Source organism: Halorubellus amylolyticus (assembly GCF_034808145.1).
Classification (GTDB): domain Archaea; phylum Halobacteriota; class Halobacteria; order Halobacteriales; family Natrialbaceae; genus Halorubellus.
In genome coordinates, this window is the sequence record NZ_JAXHGM010000001.1 from 44,321 (window position 1) to 61,963 (window position 17,643).

At 70.4% G+C, this 17,643-nt stretch carries 15 protein-coding genes; 11 read left to right on the top strand and 4 right to left on the bottom strand.

Going from position 1 to position 17,643, the window contains the following annotated elements; genetic code table 11:
• Positions 1–278 precede the first annotated feature (278 nt).
• From SM754_RS00230 to SM754_RS00240, 3 genes are all read left to right on the top strand, one after another.
• On the top strand, positions 279–1,301 hold the full coding sequence (locus tag SM754_RS00230; protein ID WP_323675231.1) for an AAA family ATPase: 1,023 nt from the start codon (positions 279–281) through the stop codon (positions 1,299–1,301).
• A gap of 46 nt (positions 1,302–1,347) precedes the next feature.
• Entirely contained in the window at positions 1,348–1,785 is a 438-nt protein-coding gene (locus tag SM754_RS00235) for an acyl-CoA thioesterase (RefSeq protein ID WP_323674210.1), read from the top strand.
• Between the two features lie 97 nt (positions 1,786–1,882).
• Positions 1,883–2,263, top strand: coding sequence for a hypothetical protein (locus SM754_RS00240; protein WP_323674211.1), 381 nt, complete (start codon positions 1,883–1,885; stop codon positions 2,261–2,263).
• A gap of 74 nt (positions 2,264–2,337) precedes the next feature.
• Here the strand turns inward: SM754_RS00240 and SM754_RS00245 are convergent, their stop codons facing one another.
• A complete protein-coding gene (locus SM754_RS00245) occupies positions 2,338–3,447 on the bottom strand; it encodes a THUMP domain-containing protein (protein ID WP_323674212.1) in 1,110 nt (369 codons plus the stop codon).
• Between the two features lie 172 nt (positions 3,448–3,619).
• Here SM754_RS00245 and SM754_RS00250 point away from each other — a divergent pair, with 172 nt between their 5' ends.
• The 3 genes from SM754_RS00250 (at position 3,620) to SM754_RS00260 (ending at position 5,235) form a co-directional block, all read left to right on the top strand.
• Positions 3,620–4,189 carry a TATA-box-binding protein gene (locus SM754_RS00250; RefSeq protein WP_323674213.1) on the top strand — a complete coding sequence of 190 codons (570 nt, stop codon included), beginning with the start codon at positions 3,620–3,622 and terminating at the stop codon, positions 4,187–4,189.
• 243 nt (positions 4,190–4,432) lie between these two features.
• Entirely contained in the window at positions 4,433–4,807 is a 375-nt protein-coding gene (locus SM754_RS00255; RefSeq protein ID WP_323674214.1) for a DUF7473 family protein, read from the top strand.
• 77 nt (positions 4,808–4,884) lie between these two features.
• Positions 4,885–5,235 carry a hypothetical protein gene (locus SM754_RS00260; protein ID WP_323674215.1) on the top strand — a complete coding sequence of 117 codons (351 nt, stop codon included), beginning with the start codon at positions 4,885–4,887 and terminating at the stop codon, positions 5,233–5,235.
• A gap of 79 nt (positions 5,236–5,314) precedes the next feature.
• Here SM754_RS00260 and hisG read toward each other — a convergent pair whose 3' ends face one another.
• Positions 5,315–6,163, bottom strand: a complete 849-nt coding sequence (gene hisG, locus SM754_RS00265) for an ATP phosphoribosyltransferase (protein ID WP_323674216.1) — start codon at positions 6,161–6,163, stop codon at positions 5,315–5,317.
• 97 nt (positions 6,164–6,260) lie between these two features.
• Here hisG and SM754_RS00270 point away from each other — a divergent pair, with 97 nt between their 5' ends.
• The 3 genes from SM754_RS00270 to SM754_RS00285 all read left to right on the top strand — a co-directional run bounded on the left by SM754_RS00270 (position 6,261) and on the right by SM754_RS00285 (position 10,001).
• Positions 6,261–6,623: a hypothetical protein gene (locus tag SM754_RS00270; protein WP_323674217.1), complete on the top strand. Its 363-nt coding sequence runs from the start codon at positions 6,261–6,263 to the stop codon at positions 6,621–6,623.
• Positions 6,624–6,712: 89 nt separating this feature from the next.
• A complete protein-coding gene (locus tag SM754_RS00275) occupies positions 6,713–7,999 on the top strand; it encodes an amidohydrolase (RefSeq protein WP_323674218.1) in 1,287 nt (428 codons plus the stop codon).
• A 1,273-nt stretch (positions 8,000–9,272) separates the two neighbouring features.
• Positions 9,273–10,001 (top strand): hypothetical protein, encoded by a 729-nt coding sequence (locus tag SM754_RS00285; RefSeq protein WP_323674219.1) that lies wholly within the window; start codon positions 9,273–9,275, stop codon positions 9,999–10,001.
• 322 nt (positions 10,002–10,323) lie between these two features.
• Here SM754_RS00285 and SM754_RS00290 read toward each other — a convergent pair whose 3' ends face one another.
• On the bottom strand, positions 10,324–12,762 hold the full coding sequence (locus SM754_RS00290) for a PAS domain S-box protein (protein ID WP_323674220.1): 2,439 nt from the start codon (positions 12,760–12,762) through the stop codon (positions 10,324–10,326).
• Positions 12,763–13,152: 390 nt separating this feature from the next.
• Here SM754_RS00290 and SM754_RS00295 point away from each other — a divergent pair, with 390 nt between their 5' ends.
• Together SM754_RS00295 and hjc are read left to right on the top strand one after the other, a co-directional pair.
• Positions 13,153–14,436 (top strand): adenosylhomocysteinase, encoded by a 1,284-nt coding sequence (locus SM754_RS00295; RefSeq protein WP_323674221.1) that lies wholly within the window; start codon positions 13,153–13,155, stop codon positions 14,434–14,436.
• A 203-nt stretch (positions 14,437–14,639) separates the two neighbouring features.
• The gene (hjc, locus tag SM754_RS00300; RefSeq protein WP_323674222.1) at positions 14,640–15,068 is read left to right on the top strand and encodes a Holliday junction resolvase Hjc; all 429 of its coding nucleotides are present in this window, start codon (positions 14,640–14,642) and stop codon (positions 15,066–15,068) included.
• Between the two features lie 84 nt (positions 15,069–15,152).
• On the opposite strand, the gene SM754_RS00305 is transcribed toward hjc, so the two are convergent.
• Positions 15,153–17,630, bottom strand: coding sequence for a DUF5059 domain-containing protein (locus SM754_RS00305; RefSeq protein WP_323674223.1), 2,478 nt, complete (start codon positions 17,628–17,630; stop codon positions 15,153–15,155).
• Between the last annotated feature and the right edge of the window lie 13 nt (positions 17,631–17,643).

Sequence of the window (17,643 nt, forward strand, 5' to 3'; positions counted from 1 at the left end):
TGCGGTCTGTTTCTGTCGGTAGTTCCTGCGGTCGGTTCGTGCGGTCTGTTTCTGTCGGTAGTTCCTGCGGTCGGTTCGTGCGGTCTGTTTCTGTCGGTAGTTCCTGCGGTCGGTTCGTGGCGAGGACGCGCCACGGGACGAGGTTCACTCACAGTGTGAACCGAGTGGGTGGTCCGCGCTGCTCGCTTCACTCGCGCGACCACAACGGCCCGCGCCGACCGGTGGCGTGGCGTACGCAACCGACAGAAATGTACCGCGGCCGCGACTACGACGTGGTGATGGACGCGCCGCTGTGGACCGACCGACACGCGCCGACGCTCGCGGACCTCCCGCAGGAGGACGCTCGCGAGTACCTCCAGCACGCCGTGGACGACCCGATCAACCTCGTGCTGTACGGGCCGGCGGGCGTCGGGAAGACCGCCGCCGCGCGAGCGCTCGCTCGCGAGAGCCACGCGGACCCGGAGAACGACCTCGTGGAGATCAACGTCGCGGACTTCTTCGACCGGACGAAGACCGAGATCACGAACGACCCGCGGTTCGCCTCGTTCCTCCGCGGGAAGTCGGACTACTCGAAGCGCGACATGATCAATCACGTCCTGAAGGAGTCCGCGAGCTATCAGCCCGTGAGCGGGCACTACAAGACGGTCGTGCTCGACAACGCGGAGGCGGTTCGCATCGACTTCCAGCAGGCGCTCCGGCGGGTGATGGAGCAGTACCACGAGGCGACGCAGTTCGTGGTGACGACGCGCCAACCGACGAAGCTCATCCCGCCGATCCGCTCGCGGTGCTTCCCGGTGTCGATGCCGGCGGCGAGTCACGGCGCGCTCGTCGACGTCCTCGAGCGCGTCTGCGAGCGCGAGGGCGTCGAGTACGACGCGGACGGCCTGGAGTACGTCGCCGGGTACGCGGACGGCGACGTGCGCGAGGCGGTGCTGGCGGCGCAGACGACGTACGAGGGCGAGGGCGAGGTGTCGATGCAGGCCGCCTACGAGGTGCTGGGCGACGTCGCGCACGAGGAGCAGGTCCAAGAGATGCTGGACGCCGCCGAGGCGGGCGAGTTCACGGACGCCAGGGGCGTGCTCGACGACCTCCTCGTCGACGAGGGCTACGAGGGGCACGAGGTCCTGGAGGTCGTGCTCGACGAGGCCAGGTCGCGGTACGACGGCGAGCGCCTCGCGACGCTCTACGAACTCGCCGGCCAGATCGACCTCGACATGACCGAGGGGTCGAGCGACCGCGTGCACCTCTCGCACCTGCTCGCGGAGCTCGGTCGCGAGGACGGGCCGCGCGTCGACACCTGAGTCGCTCGCGCCAGGGGTTTTTGCGATGCGTGTGCGAAGGCGTGGTATGCCAACGCTCGCCGAGACGTACCTCGAGAACCGCCAGCGCGTGCAGCCGAATCACGCGAACAACTACGACGCCGTCCACGGCGGGAACCTGATGAAGTGGATGGACGAGGTGGGGGCGATGAGCGCGATGCGGTTCGCCGGCGCGCCGTGCGTGACCGCCGCGGTCGACGAGTTCAGCTTCGAGCGACCGATTCCGGTCGGTGACACCGCGGTCATCGAGGCGTACGTGTTCGACGCGGGGCGGACGAGCGTCCGCGTGTTCCTGCGCGCGTACCGCGAGGACCCGCTGACGGGCGACCGGTCGAGGACGACGGCGGCGTGCTTCACGTTCGTCGCCGTGGACGCGGACGGGGCGCCGACGGCCGTGCCCGCGCTCGACGTCGACTCCGAGGACGAACGCGAGCTGCAGGCGACCGCGCGCGACCTCGCGGAGTGACGGAGGGGCGACCACGAGGGGTGACGGCGCCGTCGTCGCTATCGAGGGTGTGGGGTCGACCAACAGACATATTCTGTGGGGTCTCGCAGCCCTCCGCATGACAGAGGCCGGTCGGTTCGAGCGGGCGGGCGTCGTCGTCGGCGTCCTGCTGGTCGCGGTGTTCGTCGTCGCGTTGCTCGGAGACGTCACCGCGACGGCGGCTCGGACGCCGTTCGCGGTCGTCGTGCTGGCGCTCGGCGCGCTCGCGGGCGTCGTCGCCGCGACCTCGGGCGTCCTCGACTACGAGACGGTGTGGGCGTTCGCGCTCGGCGCGTGGCTCGTCGCGGTCCCGCTCGTCTCGCTCGCGCCAGAAGGCCGTCTCGCGGTGCTCGTCGCGTCGAACGTCTTCCTCGACGACGCGGGCTACCGCGTGCTCGTCCTCGCCGTCGCCGGCGTCGGCGGCGCGATGGCCGCCGCGGGCTACGACCGCTACGCGTAGCTCGCCGGCGTCGACCCCGCGCGAGGAACCGCCGTCAGACGGCGCTTGCGTCGAACCCCTGCGAGGAACCGCTATCAGACGGCGCGTGCGTCGACGTCGTCGTCGTCAAGCACGAGCACGTACCGGTCGAGGCTCGCGTGCACGCGCCGCTGGAACGCCGCGTCGACCGTCCAGCCCGCGTCCAGAGCCGCGTCGCGCCAGTCGCGGTCCGCGACGAGCACGCAGCGGTCCGCGACGCGCCGGCTCTCGGCGAGGGCGCCCGCGACGAGGTCGTCGAGCCCGTGGGTCTCGATCTTCGACTGACGGCCGTACGGCGCGTCGAACACGACGCCGGAGACGGCGTCGTCGCGGAGCGCGAGCCGGGTGGCGTCGCCGCGCATCGTCGCCCAGTCCCCGGGCGTCGGGCGGCCGGCGTCGTCGGCGGCCCCCCGTTCCCCGTCGTCGTCGAGGAACGCGGCGAGGTTCTCGCGCGCGCCGGCCGCCATCTTCGCCTGCGCGTCGACGCCGAGGACGTCCGCGCCGACGAGCCCGGCCTCGACGAGGACGCCGCCGGTCCCGCACATCGGGTCGAGCACGGTCGCGCCGGGACGGGCGCCGGCGAGGTTCGCTATCGCGCGCGCCAGCAGCGGGTCCATGCTCCCCGGCTGGAAGAACGGCCGGTCCGTCGGCCGCCGGTCGCCGAAGTCCCGCACCGACGCCGCGGTCTCCCAGCCGACCGCGCAGACGCCCGCGTCCCCGCGCTGGCGGCCAGCGGGCGCGTCCTCGGCCGGTTCGCCCTCGCCTTCCGGGTCGGTCTCGGGTGCGAACGCGACGCGCAGGACGTGGTCGGGGTCGTCGAGGTCGACGTCGAACCCGCGGTCGACGAGGACGCCGCCGAGTTCGCGCTCGGCGTCGCTCGTCGACACGCCGGTCCCGCCGCGGACGTCGCGCGCGCGAACCGCGACCGAGCCCTCGCGGGCGAGCGGGGCGGCGTCGAGGAGCGCGCGCGCCGACGGTATCGAGGCGTCGCCGGTCCCGACGAGCTCGCTCGCGCGCCGGGTATACGCCAGCCCGCGGACGCGCTCGGGGACGACCGCGTCGGCGGTCGCGAGGCCGACGCCGAGCCGCGAGACGCCCGTCGCTGCCGTCGCCGCCTCGCGGCGCGCGAACGCGTCGTCCTCGCCGCCGAGTTCCAGCAGGTACACGACCGCCCGTACCTCGCCGTCGCCCAAAAGGCGTTCGAACACCGCCTCAAGTGCCCCTTAAGACCGGGTTCGTGCCGGCGAACCGTCGAGAAACCGGGGGGACTGTCGGTCGCGGTACGTTCACCGCAGCACCAACCTTTATAAGCCTTAAATACGACTTTAAGAGCGAACGATGACCGACGACGACCCCAAGGACACCATCAACATCGAGAACGTCGTTGCCTCCACCGGCATCGGCCAGGAGCTCGACCTCCAGTCCGTCGCCATGGACCTCGAAGGCGCAGACTACGACCCCGAGCAGTTCCCCGGTCTCGTCTACCGGACACAGGAACCGAAGTCGGCGGCACTCATCTTCCGCAGCGGGAAGATCGTCTGCACCGGCGCGAAGTCCACCGACGACGTCCACGAGAGCCTCCGCATCGTCTTCGACAAGCTCCGCGACCTCAAGATCGACGTGCAGGACGACCCCGAGATCGTCGTGCAGAACATCGTCACGAGCGCGGACCTCGGCCGGAACCTCAACCTGAACGCGATCGCTATCGGTCTCGGCCTCGAGAACATCGAGTACGAGCCCGAGCAGTTCCCCGGCCTCGTCTACCGGCTCGACGACCCCGAGGTCGTCGCGCTCCTGTTCGGCTCCGGGAAGCTCGTCATCACCGGCGGGAAGAAGCCCGACGACGCGCGGCACGCCGTCGACAAGATCGTCTCGCGGCTCGAGGACCTCGGCCTGCTGGACTCCTAGCGACGCGACTCCTCGCGACCCCTCCGCGACCCGTTCTCGACGCGCCACCCAGCAGCGACCACGCACAGCCAGGCGTCTCGACTCGACGAGTCCGCCGCCGCGGACGGCAGCGGATGTGGTCGACGGCGGATGCGGTCGGCAGCGGATGCGGTCGGCGGTGGACCCGGTCGGCGACCTCGTGACCGTCCCGTCGCGAGTCCGGAAGGGCGGGACTGAAATCCCGTCGGTTCCTTACGTCGAGTGATGGTGCTCTCGCCCGCGCAACTCGACCCGGTCGCCGGCAGTCCGGTCGCCTTCATCGGGACGTTCCTCGTCGCCGCGGCCTTCTACTCGCTGACGCTGTTCGTCGCCGCGAGGTACGTCCTCGGTGACGCGCCACTGAAACGCGCCGTTGCCGTCGGCGTGGTGCTCGCGGTCGCGTCGATGCTCCTCCAGCGGTACGAGCCCGCGATCGTCATCGCGATGACGCTCGGACTGGACGCGTTCGCGATATCCGCGATCTACCGGCTGTCCTGGCGGTCGACGGCGCTCGTCGCGGTCGCGCACTACACGGTCGCCGTCATCGCCGGTATCACCGTCTACAACCTCGTCGCGCTCCTCCAGACCGCGCCCGCCTGAACGCACGAACCGCCGCACCGTCGGCTGGCCGACCGGAACGCCGGGCTTTTTGTACGGTACCGGCCGTAGGTCGCGCCATGAGCACTTCCGAGGTCGAGATGGACGCAGACGACCGCGCGAAGTTCGCGCGCGGTGGCGTGTTCCTCCTCGTCGGTGGCCTCGTCGTCGCCGCGTTCGCGGTCGCGGGCGTGGAATCGTCGCCGTCGCTGTACGCCGGCCTCGTCGGCGGGGCGCTCGCACTCGCCGTCGCGTCCGTGCTGTCGAGCGAACCGGTGGTGCGCGCGGTGTGGTTCGCGCCCGGCGTCGCGGCGGTCGGCGTCGGCGTCACCGACCTGTTCTCGCTCCCGCAACTCGTCGTCGGTGGCCTCCTCGTCGCGCTCGGCGTCGTCCAACTGGTCACCGCCGGCCTCCTCGAGAAGCAGTTCTGAGGGTTCGGTCCCGGAGTCGACTCGGAAGGTGAAGCGAGGACGTCCCGTCGTGCGACGCGGCGAGGACGTCCCGTCGTGGTCACTCGACGAGGCGTTCGATCTCGGTGACGAGGATGTCGCTCGCACCCGCTCCCTTCAGGCGGTTGATGGTCTCGAAGACGTCGGCGTCGTCGACGACGACGTGGACGGCGACCTTGTCCTTGCCGGCGACGTCCATGACGGTCGGGCCGCCCATGCCGGGGATGACGTCGCGGATGGCGTCGAGGTCCGATTCGTTCGCGTTCATCATCAGGTAGCGTTTGCCGTCGGCGGCGAGGACGCTCGCGAGCGCGGTCCGGACCTGCTCGGTCTTGCCGTCGTCGACGACGTCGCTGCGCGCGAACAGGTGCACGCTGGAGGCGAGGACCTCGTCGATGATGGCGAGTCGGTTCACCTGGAGGGTGGTGCCGGTGCTGGTGATGTCGACGATGGCGTCGGCCATGTCGACGTGCGGCGTGAGTTCGGTGGCGCCGGTGACCTCGACGACCTCGGCCTCGATGCTTCGTTCCGCGAAGTACTCGCGAGTGAGCCGCGGGAACTCGGTGGCGACGGTGGCGCCGTCGAGGTCGTACGGCGTCTCCACGTCGCCGTCCTCGGGGGCGGCGAGGACGAGCCGGCACTCGCCGAACTCGAGGTCGAGGAGCGCTTCGACGTTCTCGTGTCCGGCCTCCTCGGCCTGGTCGAGGCCGGTGATGCCGAGGTCGGCGGCGCCGTCGGCGACGTACTCGGGGATGTCGGCTGCTCGCGCGAACAGCACGGAGACGTCGGGGTCGACGGTGTCCGCGTACAGTTTCCGGTCGGCGCCGTCCACCACGGGGAGGCCCGCTCGTTCGAGGAGGGAGATCGAGGGGTCGTGAATCCGACCCTTGTTGGGTACCGCGATGCGCATACCGCTGTTTCACGCGGCCGCCGCAAACCGCTTTCCCTCCCGGCAGCGAGGGTGGCCGCATCGTCGATACTTTGTGGCCGTCGTCCGAGGCCGACGTATGGACCGGTCCCTCCTCGGCGCCGTCCTGTTCGGTGCCTCGCTCGGCCTCGGCGCGTACCGGGTCCTCGTCTCGAACTGGTTCGTCGTCGCGGGCGTCGCGGCGGTCTACGCCGGCGCGGCGTACTTCTACCTCGCGTTCGACGTGTCGCTGCTCGGCCAGGCCACCCGATTCGACGACCGCACGCACAGGGCCGGGTACGCGATCGGCCTGTTCGGCGTCAGCATCAGCTCCATCGCGCTCGCCCAGTACTACGGCGCTGGCCGCGATACCGGTCTCCCGGTCGTCGTCGTCCTGGTCGGCGTGATCGCGTTCCTGGACCTCGCCTCGAAGGCCCGCCAGCAGGCCGACGGTCGCGCCTGACGACCCCGCGGTGGTCGCGACACCACCCGGAGCGGCACTCGGACAACGAACCCGGAAGCGACATGGGATACCGGCATGAAGCCGCGGGCATGAGTACGCTCTGCGTATCCGGTGGGCGCGTCCTGCTCCCGGACCACGACGTCGTGCGGGCGGACGTGCTGGTCGACCAGACCGCGGGAACGATTCTGGAGGTGGGCGAGGACCTGTCGGGCGACGAGACGCTCGACGCCACCGGCTCGCTCGTGCTGCCGGGGCTCGTGAACGCGCACACGCACGCCGCGATGACGCTCCTGCGGGGTATCGCGGACGACAAACCGCTGGACGCGTGGCTCCGGGAGGACATCTGGCCGGTGGAGGCGGCGCTCACGAGCGAGGACGTCCGCGCCGGAACCGAGCTCGCGGCGGTGGAGATGATCCGGAGCGGGACGACCGCGTTCGCGGACATGTACTTCGAGTGCGAGGCGGTCGTCGACGCCGTCGACCGCGCCGGGCTCCGCGCGACCGTCGGGCACGGCGTCGTCACCGTCGGGAAGGACGACGAGGCCGCGCGCGCGGACGCCGCCGAGTCCATCGCGGTCGCCGAGGAGCTCGACGGCGCGGCGGACGGCCGCGTGTCCACGGCGTTCATGCCGCACTCGCTCACCACCGTCGACCCCGAGATACTGCGCGAGCACGTCCGGAAGGCGCGCGAGGCAGGCGTGCCAGTGCACTTCCACGCGAACGAGACGACCGACGAGGTCGCGCCGATCGTCGACGAGTACGACCGCCGACCGCTGGCGTGGGCGCGCGAGCAGGGCCTCCTCGACGCCGAGGACTTCCTCGCGCACGGCGTCCACACGACGAGCGACGAGCACGACCTGCTCGCCGAGACCGGCGCGGGCGTCGTGCACTGTCCGGCGTCGAACATGAAGCTCGCGAGCGGGATGGCGCCCGTGCAGGCGATGCGGGACGCGGGCGTGACGGTCGCGCTCGGCACCGACGGCGCCGCGTCGAACAACGACCTCGACGTCTTCGACGAGATGCGCGACGCCGCGATGCTCGGGAAGCTCGCCGCCGACGACGCGAGCGCCGTCCCCGCCGGCGCCGTCGTCGAGATGGCGACCCGGGGCGGCGCCGACGTCCTCGGTATCGACTCCGGCCGGGTCGAGGCGGGCGCGAACGCCGACCTCGCCGTGCTCGACCTCGACGCCGCCCACCTCACGCCCGAGCACGACCTCGTCAGTCACCTCGCGTACGCCGCCCGCGGCAGCGACGTCCGCCACACCGTCTGCGACGGCGACGTCCTCATGCGCGACCGCGACCTCACCACGCTCGACGCCGCCGCCGTCCGCGAGCGCGCCAGCGACCACGCTACCGAACTCGTCGAACGCGCCTGACTCATCCAGCGTCCGGTCGCGGTCGCGTTCATCGCACTGACACCGGGTCCACTCCGGGACGCCGTCACGACCGGCGACGCCTCGTACACGCGGACGTTCCTGAACTGTGAGTTCGAGTACTCTCCCTCGTCCGGGTTCCCCGGGCAACTCGTCTGTGAGGTGGGTTCAACCCTGTCGTCGCAGTCCATGATGAACACGAGGTGGTTCGTCTGCCCCAGTCGCCCGTTGTCCCCGTACAGCTCTCCGATGGGGATTTCGTAGCGGACCCAGCCGTCGCCGAGGTCGTAGTAGTCGCCCGTGGCGCCCGAGACGCTGGAGACCTTCTTGCCCCATTTCTGGGTACCGAACACCCGCACGATCCTGTCTTCTACCTGGCTTTTGTTCTCCTGCAGGCCGATGCCGTGAATCTCGCCGCGCGCCGTGCTGTTGAACTCGAACGCGAGCATCGTTTCCTCGGTGACGTCGTACGAGTAATCGACGTACTTCCACTGATTGCCCGAGAGCCGCACCGTCGCCCCGCCGGCTTCGACGGTCGTCTCGCCGGTACCGTCCTGTCTGGAGAGGAACGGCTTCGTCGGGTCGCCCGCCGCCATGTCGACGACGTCCGGCGATCCGGACGGAAGCGACACGGACCGTTCGACGACCACGGACCCGGACGGCCGATGGACGAGGTGGACGGTCGTCGGGCCGTCCAGCAGGAACGCCGTCCGCAGTTCGTCGCCCGCTTCTACGACGCCGCCGCTCGTCCCCGACCGGTCGTCGAACGCCGACAGCGGCGTGCGCGTCGTCGTCCCGGCGTCGCGCACGACGACGTCGAACTCGTCGACCGCGAGCGGGTCCCCGCCGTCGTGCCCGAGCACCAGTCGCTGTGCGTTCTCGCCGTCGGCGACCGCGGTCACCGTCACGCTCGCGGACGGCGCTCGCTCCTCGCCGGTCGGCGCCAGGTCGAACACGAACACGCCGGTCGCGCCAACCACGACGAGCGTCAACGCGACCATCAACAGCGTCCCCAGCGGCGACGTCGCCCCACGACCACTCCCCTTGCGCATACGTCCCATCCACGCGCGACGGCAATGAAACGTTCGTTCGCTGACGTGCCCGACGGCGAACGCACGGCACTCCCGACCGAGGACGAACGCCCCGACCGAGACATGGTTGAACGACGAGAACGGTCCTTGAACGTCCTAACGGTCTCTGGAGCCGTCTCAGTGGCCGGGTGAACGGAACGAACGAGGTGCCCGGTTTATGCAGGTATCCGCGTTGTTACCAGGTGATGCCAGACTCCAGAACGACCGCGCTGTTCGGCGTGCTCGTCATGCTGGTCGCCGCCGTCGGCCCGATGGTCGGCGCCGCCGCACCCACGGACACGACCGCGACGACAGCCATCGACGACGACACCGACCTCGCCGTCAGCCCAGACAACGAGACCGACGTCGATGAGAACGAGACCGACGTCGATGAGAACGAGACCGACGTCGATGAGAACGAGACGGACGAGGACGTGATGGACGGGAACGAGACGAGCTCCGAGGCGGCGATGAAGGAGTTCGTCGTCGGCCTCCAGCGCGTCATCGCGAACGCGACGAACGACACGAACGCGTCGGCGCCCGGTCGCGTCATCGCGTCGTACGTCGTCGCGAACAACCCCGGGAACGCGCCGGCCCACGCAGGGCCGCCGAGCGGCACCCCCGGCGCCGATGCGGGGAACGAGACGAACGCGTCCGCCGGCGGACCCCCCGAGGGAACGCCGGGCGCGAGCGCCGGGAACGGCTCCAGCGGCGGCCTGCCGAACGGGACGCCCGGTGGCGCACCGACCGGCAACGAGACGGACGACGGCGCACCCGGTAACGGCGGCGGGAACGGCAACGGCGGCGGGAACGGCAACGGCGGCGGGAATGGGAACGGCAACGGCCCGAAGCAGGTCACTGCCACGACCACCGTCGCAGCCGACCTCGCCGCACACGCCGCGGCCGCCGTGACCGCGACGCCGTTCGACTACTGACACGGCACGCACCGGACAGGCCCAACCGACCCCTCACACCGCCCCGCGGACTCCGCAGCCCGACGGCACGGTCCTCTCCCCTCGCGGTGCCGCTTCTCTCCACTCGCGACGCACTCCCCCCGCGTCGTACCACTCGAACGACCCACAGCACCGCGACCGCGACACTACCACACCGCGACGCCCGCACCCGCGACCGCCCTGCACATCGACCGAGACGAACACTCGCCTGGCGGCGGCCGTAGAAGAGAACGACCCGTCAGTCTCCGCCGATTGCACAACGAGAAACGGCCGCCTGGCGGCGGCCGTACAAGAGAACGACCAGTCAATCCGACACGAGTTCGGACTCCTCGACGCCCTCGACGGCGGCGGCCGCGAGCGGCAGTCGGACCGTGAACTTCGCGCCGCCGTCCGGGCGGTTCTCGACGTCGATCGTGCCATCGTAGGACGCCACGAGCTCGCGGACGAGGTACAGCCCGAACCCGGTGCCCGGCGAATCGAAGCCCTTCTCGCCCTTCTCGAAGATGGCGTCGCGCATCGCCTCGTCGACCCCCGGGCCGTCGTCGGCGACCGTCACCACCGCCTCGTCACCGTCGACGCGAGCCGTCACCTCGACGGTCGGCTCCGGCGAGTCGTTGTGCTGGACCGCGTTCGACAACAGGTTCTCGAACACCTCCGGCAGGAGGTCGTTCCCGACGACGCGAACGTCCGGCGGCGGGTCGTACGCCACCGTCGCATCGTCGTACGCCTTCCGCGCCTTCTCCACCTCGCTCGACAGGACCGCATCCAGCACGACGGGCTCCGTCCGCTCGCCGTCCTCCTCCGTCAACACCTGCATGAACGACCGCATCGTCTCGATGAGGTCGACCATGTCCCGGACGCGCGACTGGACCGTCTCCAGGTGCTCCGCGACCTCCGGGTCGACGCGCCCCGACAGGAGGCCGGCGCGCGCCTCCACGACGTTCATCCCGTTCAGGAGGTTGTGCCGGATGATGCGGTTCATGAACTCCAGCCGCTCGCGCTCGTGCTCCAACTGCTGCTCGCGCTCCCGGCGCTCGGTCATGTCCCGCGTCACCTTCAGGAACCCGCGGAGGTCACCGTCCGCGTCCCGGAGCGCCGTGATGGACACCGTCGCCCAGAACCGCGACCCGTCCTTCCGGACGCGCCAGCCCTCCGTCTCCGTCCGCCCGAGCTCTCGCGCCTCCGACAGCAACCGCTCCGGCTCACCTGCCTCCCGAGCCGCCTCCGGGTAGAACATCCGGACGTGCTCGCCGAGGACCTCCGACGGCTCGTAGCCCTTGATCTGGCGTGCACCACGGTTCCAGGACGCCACGTGCCCGTCGGCGTTCAGGCGGAAGATCGCGTACTCCTCGACGTCACCGACGAGCGACGCGAACTGCTCTCTGGTCTCCCGGAGCACCTGCTCGCGCTCGTCGCGCCGGCGCGCCAACGCCAGTTCGTTCCCGACCCAGTTCCCCATCAACTCCAGGACCGTCATCTCCCAGTCGTCGACGGGCTCGCCCGGCTCCGGGCCGTAGAACGCGAGCGTCCCGTACTGCTCGCCGTCGACGTGCACGGGCATCCCGACGTACGACTCCACGTCGACGTCCGCGTGCGACAGACAGTCCGTGAGCTCCGCCGCTTCCGCGGAGAGGTGCGCGAACCGCTGGCTCTCGCCCGTCTCGACGACGCGCCGACACACCGTGTCCGAGAGCGGGTACGTCTCGCCCTCCGCGAGCGGCCAGTCGCGCGGACTCGCCGCCCGAACGTGGACGTCCTCGTCCTCGACGCGCGCCAGCAGCGCGAACTCCAGACCGAGTTGCTTCCGACCGACGTCCAGCAGCGACGCGATGCGTTCGTCGACGTCCGCGGACCGATCCATCAGGACGCCGTGAAGCTCACGGAGGACGCGCTCCCGGTCCTCGAGTCGCGCAGCCGTCTCCTTCTGCGCGGTCACGTCCGTGTAGTGCTCGATACGGCCGCCCTCGTAGAGCCCGGACTCGATGGGTCGACTCCGGTGCTCCAGCCAGCGTTCCTCGCGACCGTCACCCGGGAGGACGTGGCACTCGAACCGCTCCTCGCCCCGCGACCCGTCCGCGTCGTACACCGCTTCGAGTCGCTCGCGGAACCGGGTCGGTTCCGCGACCGCGGCCGCCGTCTCCGAGAGCACCTCGCGCTTCGGGCGCCCCATGATGGCGTCGCGGTCCACGCCGAAGTAGTCCGCGACGGCCTCGTTCACCCACACAACGTCGCCGTCGGCGTCCAGAACGAACAGCGCAACGTCACTGGAGTCGAGGACGTCCTCCGTCATCGACCGATACCGCTCCTCGCTGCGCTCCAGCTCGCGGCGGTCCTGCGAACGCATCACGCTGTAGATTCCGATGAACGACCCGAGGACGAGCCCGACCGCGGCGTTACTCGACGCGATGACGCCCACGTCCGTCCCGTTCTGGTAGAACAACTGGATGCCGAGCACCCACGCCTGGAGCGCGAGCACGCCGGCGCTGACGACGAGGCTCCACGTCGCCACGCGGAGGACGTGCCTGCCGTTCCAGTCGTTCAGGTACAGCCAGCCGACGACCACGCCGAACGCCACCAGGAGGAGCCCGGGGAACGAGAACTCGACGAGCGAGATGAAAAGCGACGCGCCGTCGCTCACGACGTCCGCGTACACGTCGTACAGCTGTGCGACCGCGACGACGACCCCGAGTGCGAGGAGGACGAACACGCCGATCCGCCGCTGGAGGTCGTCGCTGATGTCCATACTCAATCATGGGTGGAGCGGACCGCAAAGACACCCCACCTAATTCTCTAGCCCTGACACTCTAACCGGGGCGACCGGCGCTGCTGCGGCTCGCTCCCGTCCTCCCCGCCGCCGTCGCCGAGTTCGGGAACCCCGTCGCGTTCACCGACCACCAGGTGCGTTCCCGGGGCCACCTCGCGTTCACCGGCAAGTGCGCGCTCGCTCGGAGCGACCGCATCGACCTCCGGGTACCGGCACCTCCGCACCCCGGTACCGACGAACCGACTGGGGGAAATCCGCGATAATCAGGCGCTGTTGGTCGCGATGCGGGGCGATTCGGGCTGGTGGACGCTGCACCGGGACGAATCCGGCTTCGGTAGGGTTTTGCCGTCGCCTCCGCTGGTATCGCCTATGACAGACTACCCGTCGGTGACCGCGCAACTCGACGACCCCGACGCCGCTCGCGAAGAGGGCCGTCGGAAGATGGAGTGGGCGCGCCAGCACATGCCCATCCTCGAGGCGCTCCGCGAGGACTTCGAGGCCGACCAGCCCTTCGCCGGGCAGCGTATCGCGATGGCGATGCACGTCGAGGCGAAGACCGCGAACCTCGTCGAACTCCTCGCCGACGGCGGCGCGGAGGTCGCGATCACGGGCTGCAATCCCCTCAGCACGCACGACGACGTCTCCGCGGCACTGGACGCGCACGACGCCATCACGAGCTACGCGGTCCGCGGCGTGGACGACGACGAGTACTACGAGGCCATCGAGGCGGTCATCGACGTCGACCCCACCGTCACCGTTGACGACGGCATGGACCTCGTCGCCGCCATCCACGAGGACTACCCGGAGCTCATCGACAGCATCCTCGGCGGTGCCGAGGAGACGACGACGGGCGTCCACCGCCTGCGCGCGATGGACGACGACGACGCGCTCGACTACCCCGTGTTCGCGGTGAACGACACGCCGATGAAGCGGCTGTTCGACAACGTCCACGGCACCGGCGAGTCGAGCCTCGCGAGCATCGCGATGACGACGAACCTCTCCTGGGCGGGGAAGAACGTCGTCGTCGCCGGCTACGGCTACTGCGGGAAGGGCGTCGCGCAGAAGGCCAGCGGCCAGAACGCGAACGTCGTCGTCACGGAGGTCGAGCCCCGGCGCGCGCTCGAAGCGCACATGGAGGGCTACGACGTCATGCCGATGAGCGAGGCCGCCGAGATCGGCGACGTCTTCATCACGACCACGGGGAACCGCGACGTCGTCGTCGACGAGCACTTCGAGCAGATGAAGGACGGCGTCCTCCTCGCGAACGCCGGCCACTTCGACATCGAGATCGACCTGGACGCCCTCGACGACAAGGCCGTCGACCGCTACGAGGCCCGCGACGGCGTCGACGCCTACGAGATGGCCGACGGCCGCCGCCTGAACGTCCTCGCCGAAGGCCGCCTCGTGAACCTCGCCGCCCCCATCGCCCTCGGCCACCCCGTCGAGGTCATGGACCAGTCCTTCGGCATCCAGGCCGTCTGCGTCCGCGAACTCGTCGAGAACCCCGACGCGTACGACGCCGGCGTCCACGACGTCCCCGACGAACTCGACAAGGAGGTCGCCGAGATCAAGCTCGACGCCGAAGGCGTCGACTTCGACGCGCTCACCGACGAACAAGCCGAGTACATGGGCAGCTGGCAGCACGGGACCTAACGGCCCGCCGAGCATACGGCGGCCGCCAGGCCGCCGTTTCCCCGGAGTCGGTCGCGGTGCGGTCGTTGCGCGGTCGCGGTTCTGGGGGTGTCGTGGTGGTCTGCGTTCGGTTTCTCGCTGCCTGGTGTCTGGTGTTCGCAGCGCGGTTTCACTTTCACCCTGCTTTCCGGTGGTTTATGCGCGTCGGCGAGTGACGTGTGGTCATGAGTGCGAGTCGGAAGGGGAATCGGCGTGAGCGCGAGCTCGTGAACGCGCTTGACGACGCCGGGTTCGCGGTGATGCGTGCGCCGGCGTCGGGGGCGGCGACCGAGCGCGAGCTCCCGGACGTGCTGGCGGGGAACGCCGAGGACTTCTACGCGATCGAGGCGAAGTCCTCGTCGGGGCGCCCCATCTACCTGGAGGGAGAGGAGGTCGAGAACCTCGTGTACTTCGCGCGGAACTTCGGCGCGAAACCACGTATCGCGGTGCGGTTCGACCGCGAGGACTGGTACTTCTTCCACCCGGGCGACCTCTACACGACCGACAAGGGGAGTTATCGCGTGAAGAAGGAGACGGCGCTCGCGGACGGGACGGACTTCGACGAGCTCGTCGGTGACACCGAGCGGACGAGCATCGGCGACTTCGACGACTGAGGGACGGACGGGTCGCTCGTCGGTGATCGCCGGCAGCGAGAACGCGGGGGATGACAGGATAGCGCCGGCGTCGGTCCGGCGTCGCTACTCCTCGACGACGACCGTCGCCTCCATCCCGGCGGCGGCGTGCGGGATGCAGTAGTACTCGTGCGTGCCGACGGTCTCGAACGTGTGGACGAACGTACTGCCGGACGCGACCGCGCCCTTCCCGTTCTCCCACCCGGTCTCGGCCGCTTCCTGCGAGTCGAAGCCGCCGGACGCCCAGTAGTCGGCGTCGCTCGGGATGCCGTCGGCCTTCGCGGTGACGCTGTGCGCTTCACCGGCGACGTGCTCGAACGCCACTTTGTCGCCCTTCGAGACCGTGAGTTCGGCGGGGTCGAACGAGACCGCCTTCACGTCGACGACGTGGTCCGCGTCCGCGGGGACGCCCTCGACGACGTTCGGGCCGCCCTCCAGGTCGGTCTCCGCCTCGCTCTCGCCGCTTCCGGACGCGTCGACCGGCGCCGACTCGACGGCGCCGACGACCGCGAACTGCGCGCGCGTCGTCGCCGTCGCGTACGCCGACAGCGCCCCGTCGACGCCCGAGCCGTCGCCGGTCGCCTCGACGAGCGCGTTCAGCTTCGCCTCGAACGTCTCGTACGCGCCCTCGTCGCCGTCCTCGAGGAGCTCGTGGACCTCGGCGTTCTCGAACGCGGCGAACGCGTCGCTCGCGATGGCGTTCGCGGCGCCACCGAACGACCCGCCGGCGTTCGCGACGACCGCGTAGATGCCTTCGACGGCCTTCGCGTGGTACGCGACCGCCGCCGAGTAGACGTCGCTGTCGTTCTCCGCGGCGGTCGTCACGCCACCGAGTGCCTCCTCGAAGCCCTCGTAGAGCTCCTCGTCGGCGGCCTCGAGCGCCTCGTGGAATCCACCGGCGCCGCTCTCGAAGAACTCGAACGCCTCCTGGACGGTCGCCGCGGCGCGCGGGAGCTTCCCGAGCGCCGCCAGGTTCGAGGCGTCGAACGCGCGAGCGGCCATGTAGCCCGAGGCGGCGGCGCTGACCTGCGCCGTGGCGCCGGCGCCGGTCTCGAACGCGAACAGCGCGTCCAGCGCCCCGGTCGCGTGCGTCTCCACGCCCGAGTCGTTCGTGCTCGACAGCGCCTCCCGTAGGGATTCGAGGTGGCCCTCGAAGGACTCGTAGGTCTCCGCGTCCCAGGACTCGACGGCCTCGTGGAGCCCGAGTTCGTCGGCCTCGAACCGACCGAAGACGGACTCGACGACGCCCGCGGCCGTGTTGTTCTGGCCAGACCCGTAGAGTGCGAGTGCGTCCTCGAGCCGCGTCCGGAAGAACGACGCCTGGAGGACGGCCGCGCCCGTTCCGCCGGCGAGCGCGCCGATGCCCGCGCGGAGGTTCGACTCGACCGTCGCGACCGCGTCGTCGACGCCCGACGAGTCACCGTCCTCGATGGCGGACTTGAGTGACTCGAGGCCGCGCTCGAAGCCCTCGTACGCCTCGTGGTCGGCGTCCTCCAGGGCTTCGTGGGCGCGAGCGCCCTCGAAGTCCGCGAAGATGTCGCCGGCGAGCGTCGCGGCGGCGTCGGTCTCGCCGCGCGCCGCGAGCCAGCGCGCGTCGAACGCGGCGTGCCGGTAGACGTTCAGCGCCGCGGCGTGCGCGTACGCCGTCGACGGGCCGCCCATGCCGGCGAGCGTCGCCGCGTCGAACCCGCGCGCCTGCATCGTCGCGAGCTCGCCGGCGCCCGCGTTCTCCGCGTGCCCAGCCATCGCGTACGACCCCTCGATGGCCGCGCTCAGCGCCTCGTCGGCCTTCGCCGCCACCGTCTCGGTGTCTCCCGAACCGGTCGCGTCCTGGGTCGCCTCGACGGCGGCCTCGAAGGACTCGTAGGCCTCGGGTGCGGCCGCCTCGACGTCCTCGTAGGCGCCCGAGCCCTCGAACGCGGCCTTCGTGTCCGCGGCGACGGTCGCCGCGGCCGCGTACTTCTCGGCGGCGGCGAGGTAGCGCGCGTTCGCGACGCGAGCGCCGAGCCGCTGGAGGTCCAGCGCGTGCGTCGTCGTCCCACCGACGAGGGTCTCCTGAGCCTCGTAGAGGTGGTTCGCGGCGGTCTCGTGGGCGGCCTTCGCGCCGTCGGGGTCTCCCTCCTCGGCTTTCGTCTTGAACGTCCCGAGCGCGCTCTCGAAGCCCTCGTAGTGTTCTTCCGAGGTCTCCTCGAGCATCTCGTGGGCGCCGTACTCGCCGTTCGCCTGCTCGAAGTTCGCGAAGACGTCCGCGCTGACGTCCGCGGCCGCGTCGAACTCCCCAGCGGTGACGAGCGCGCGGGCGTCGTCGAGCCGCGAGCGCATCGCCGACCACTCCGCGGCGACCGCGACCTTCGCGGACACGTCCGCGGCGGCGCTGGACTCCTCGTCATCGTCGCTCGCGGTGCCCTCGCCGTCCGTGGAGCCGTCGGTCGGTTCACCGTCTGTACCCGTCGCGTCGTCGGCCGTACTGGAGCACCCTGCGAGCGCCGCCGCGCCGGCGGTCGCGCCGAGCGAGCGGAGCAGTCTCCGTCTATCGAGTTCCATACCGGATTTAGGC

Bases quoted from the DNA above. Each gene is read 5' to 3' on its own strand.
- SM754_RS00230 (WP_323675231.1), top strand. From the start codon at position 279: ATGGACGCGCCGCTGTGGACCGACCGACACGCGCCGACGCTCGCGGAC.
- SM754_RS00235 (WP_323674210.1), top strand. From the start codon at position 1,348: ATGCCAACGCTCGCCGAGACGTACCTCGAGAACCGCCAGCGCGTGCAG.
- SM754_RS00240 (WP_323674211.1), top strand. From the start codon at position 1,883: ATGACAGAGGCCGGTCGGTTCGAGCGGGCGGGCGTCGTCGTCGGCGTC.
- SM754_RS00250 (WP_323674213.1), top strand. From the start codon at position 3,620: ATGACCGACGACGACCCCAAGGACACCATCAACATCGAGAACGTCGTT.
- SM754_RS00255 (WP_323674214.1), top strand. From the start codon at position 4,433: ATGGTGCTCTCGCCCGCGCAACTCGACCCGGTCGCCGGCAGTCCGGTC.
- SM754_RS00260 (WP_323674215.1), top strand. From the start codon at position 4,885: ATGAGCACTTCCGAGGTCGAGATGGACGCAGACGACCGCGCGAAGTTC.
- hisG (WP_323674216.1), bottom strand. From the start codon at position 6,163: ATGCGCATCGCGGTACCCAACAAGGGTCGGATTCACGACCCCTCGATC.
- SM754_RS00270 (WP_323674217.1), top strand. From the start codon at position 6,261: ATGGACCGGTCCCTCCTCGGCGCCGTCCTGTTCGGTGCCTCGCTCGGC.
- SM754_RS00275 (WP_323674218.1), top strand. From the start codon at position 6,713: ATGAGTACGCTCTGCGTATCCGGTGGGCGCGTCCTGCTCCCGGACCAC.
- SM754_RS00285 (WP_323674219.1), top strand. From the start codon at position 9,273: ATGCCAGACTCCAGAACGACCGCGCTGTTCGGCGTGCTCGTCATGCTG.
- SM754_RS00290 (WP_323674220.1), bottom strand. From the start codon at position 12,762: ATGGACATCAGCGACGACCTCCAGCGGCGGATCGGCGTGTTCGTCCTC.
- SM754_RS00295 (WP_323674221.1), top strand. From the start codon at position 13,153: ATGACAGACTACCCGTCGGTGACCGCGCAACTCGACGACCCCGACGCC.
- hjc (WP_323674222.1), top strand. From the start codon at position 14,640: ATGAGTGCGAGTCGGAAGGGGAATCGGCGTGAGCGCGAGCTCGTGAAC.
- SM754_RS00305 (WP_323674223.1), bottom strand. From the start codon at position 17,630: ATGGAACTCGATAGACGGAGACTGCTCCGCTCGCTCGGCGCGACCGCC.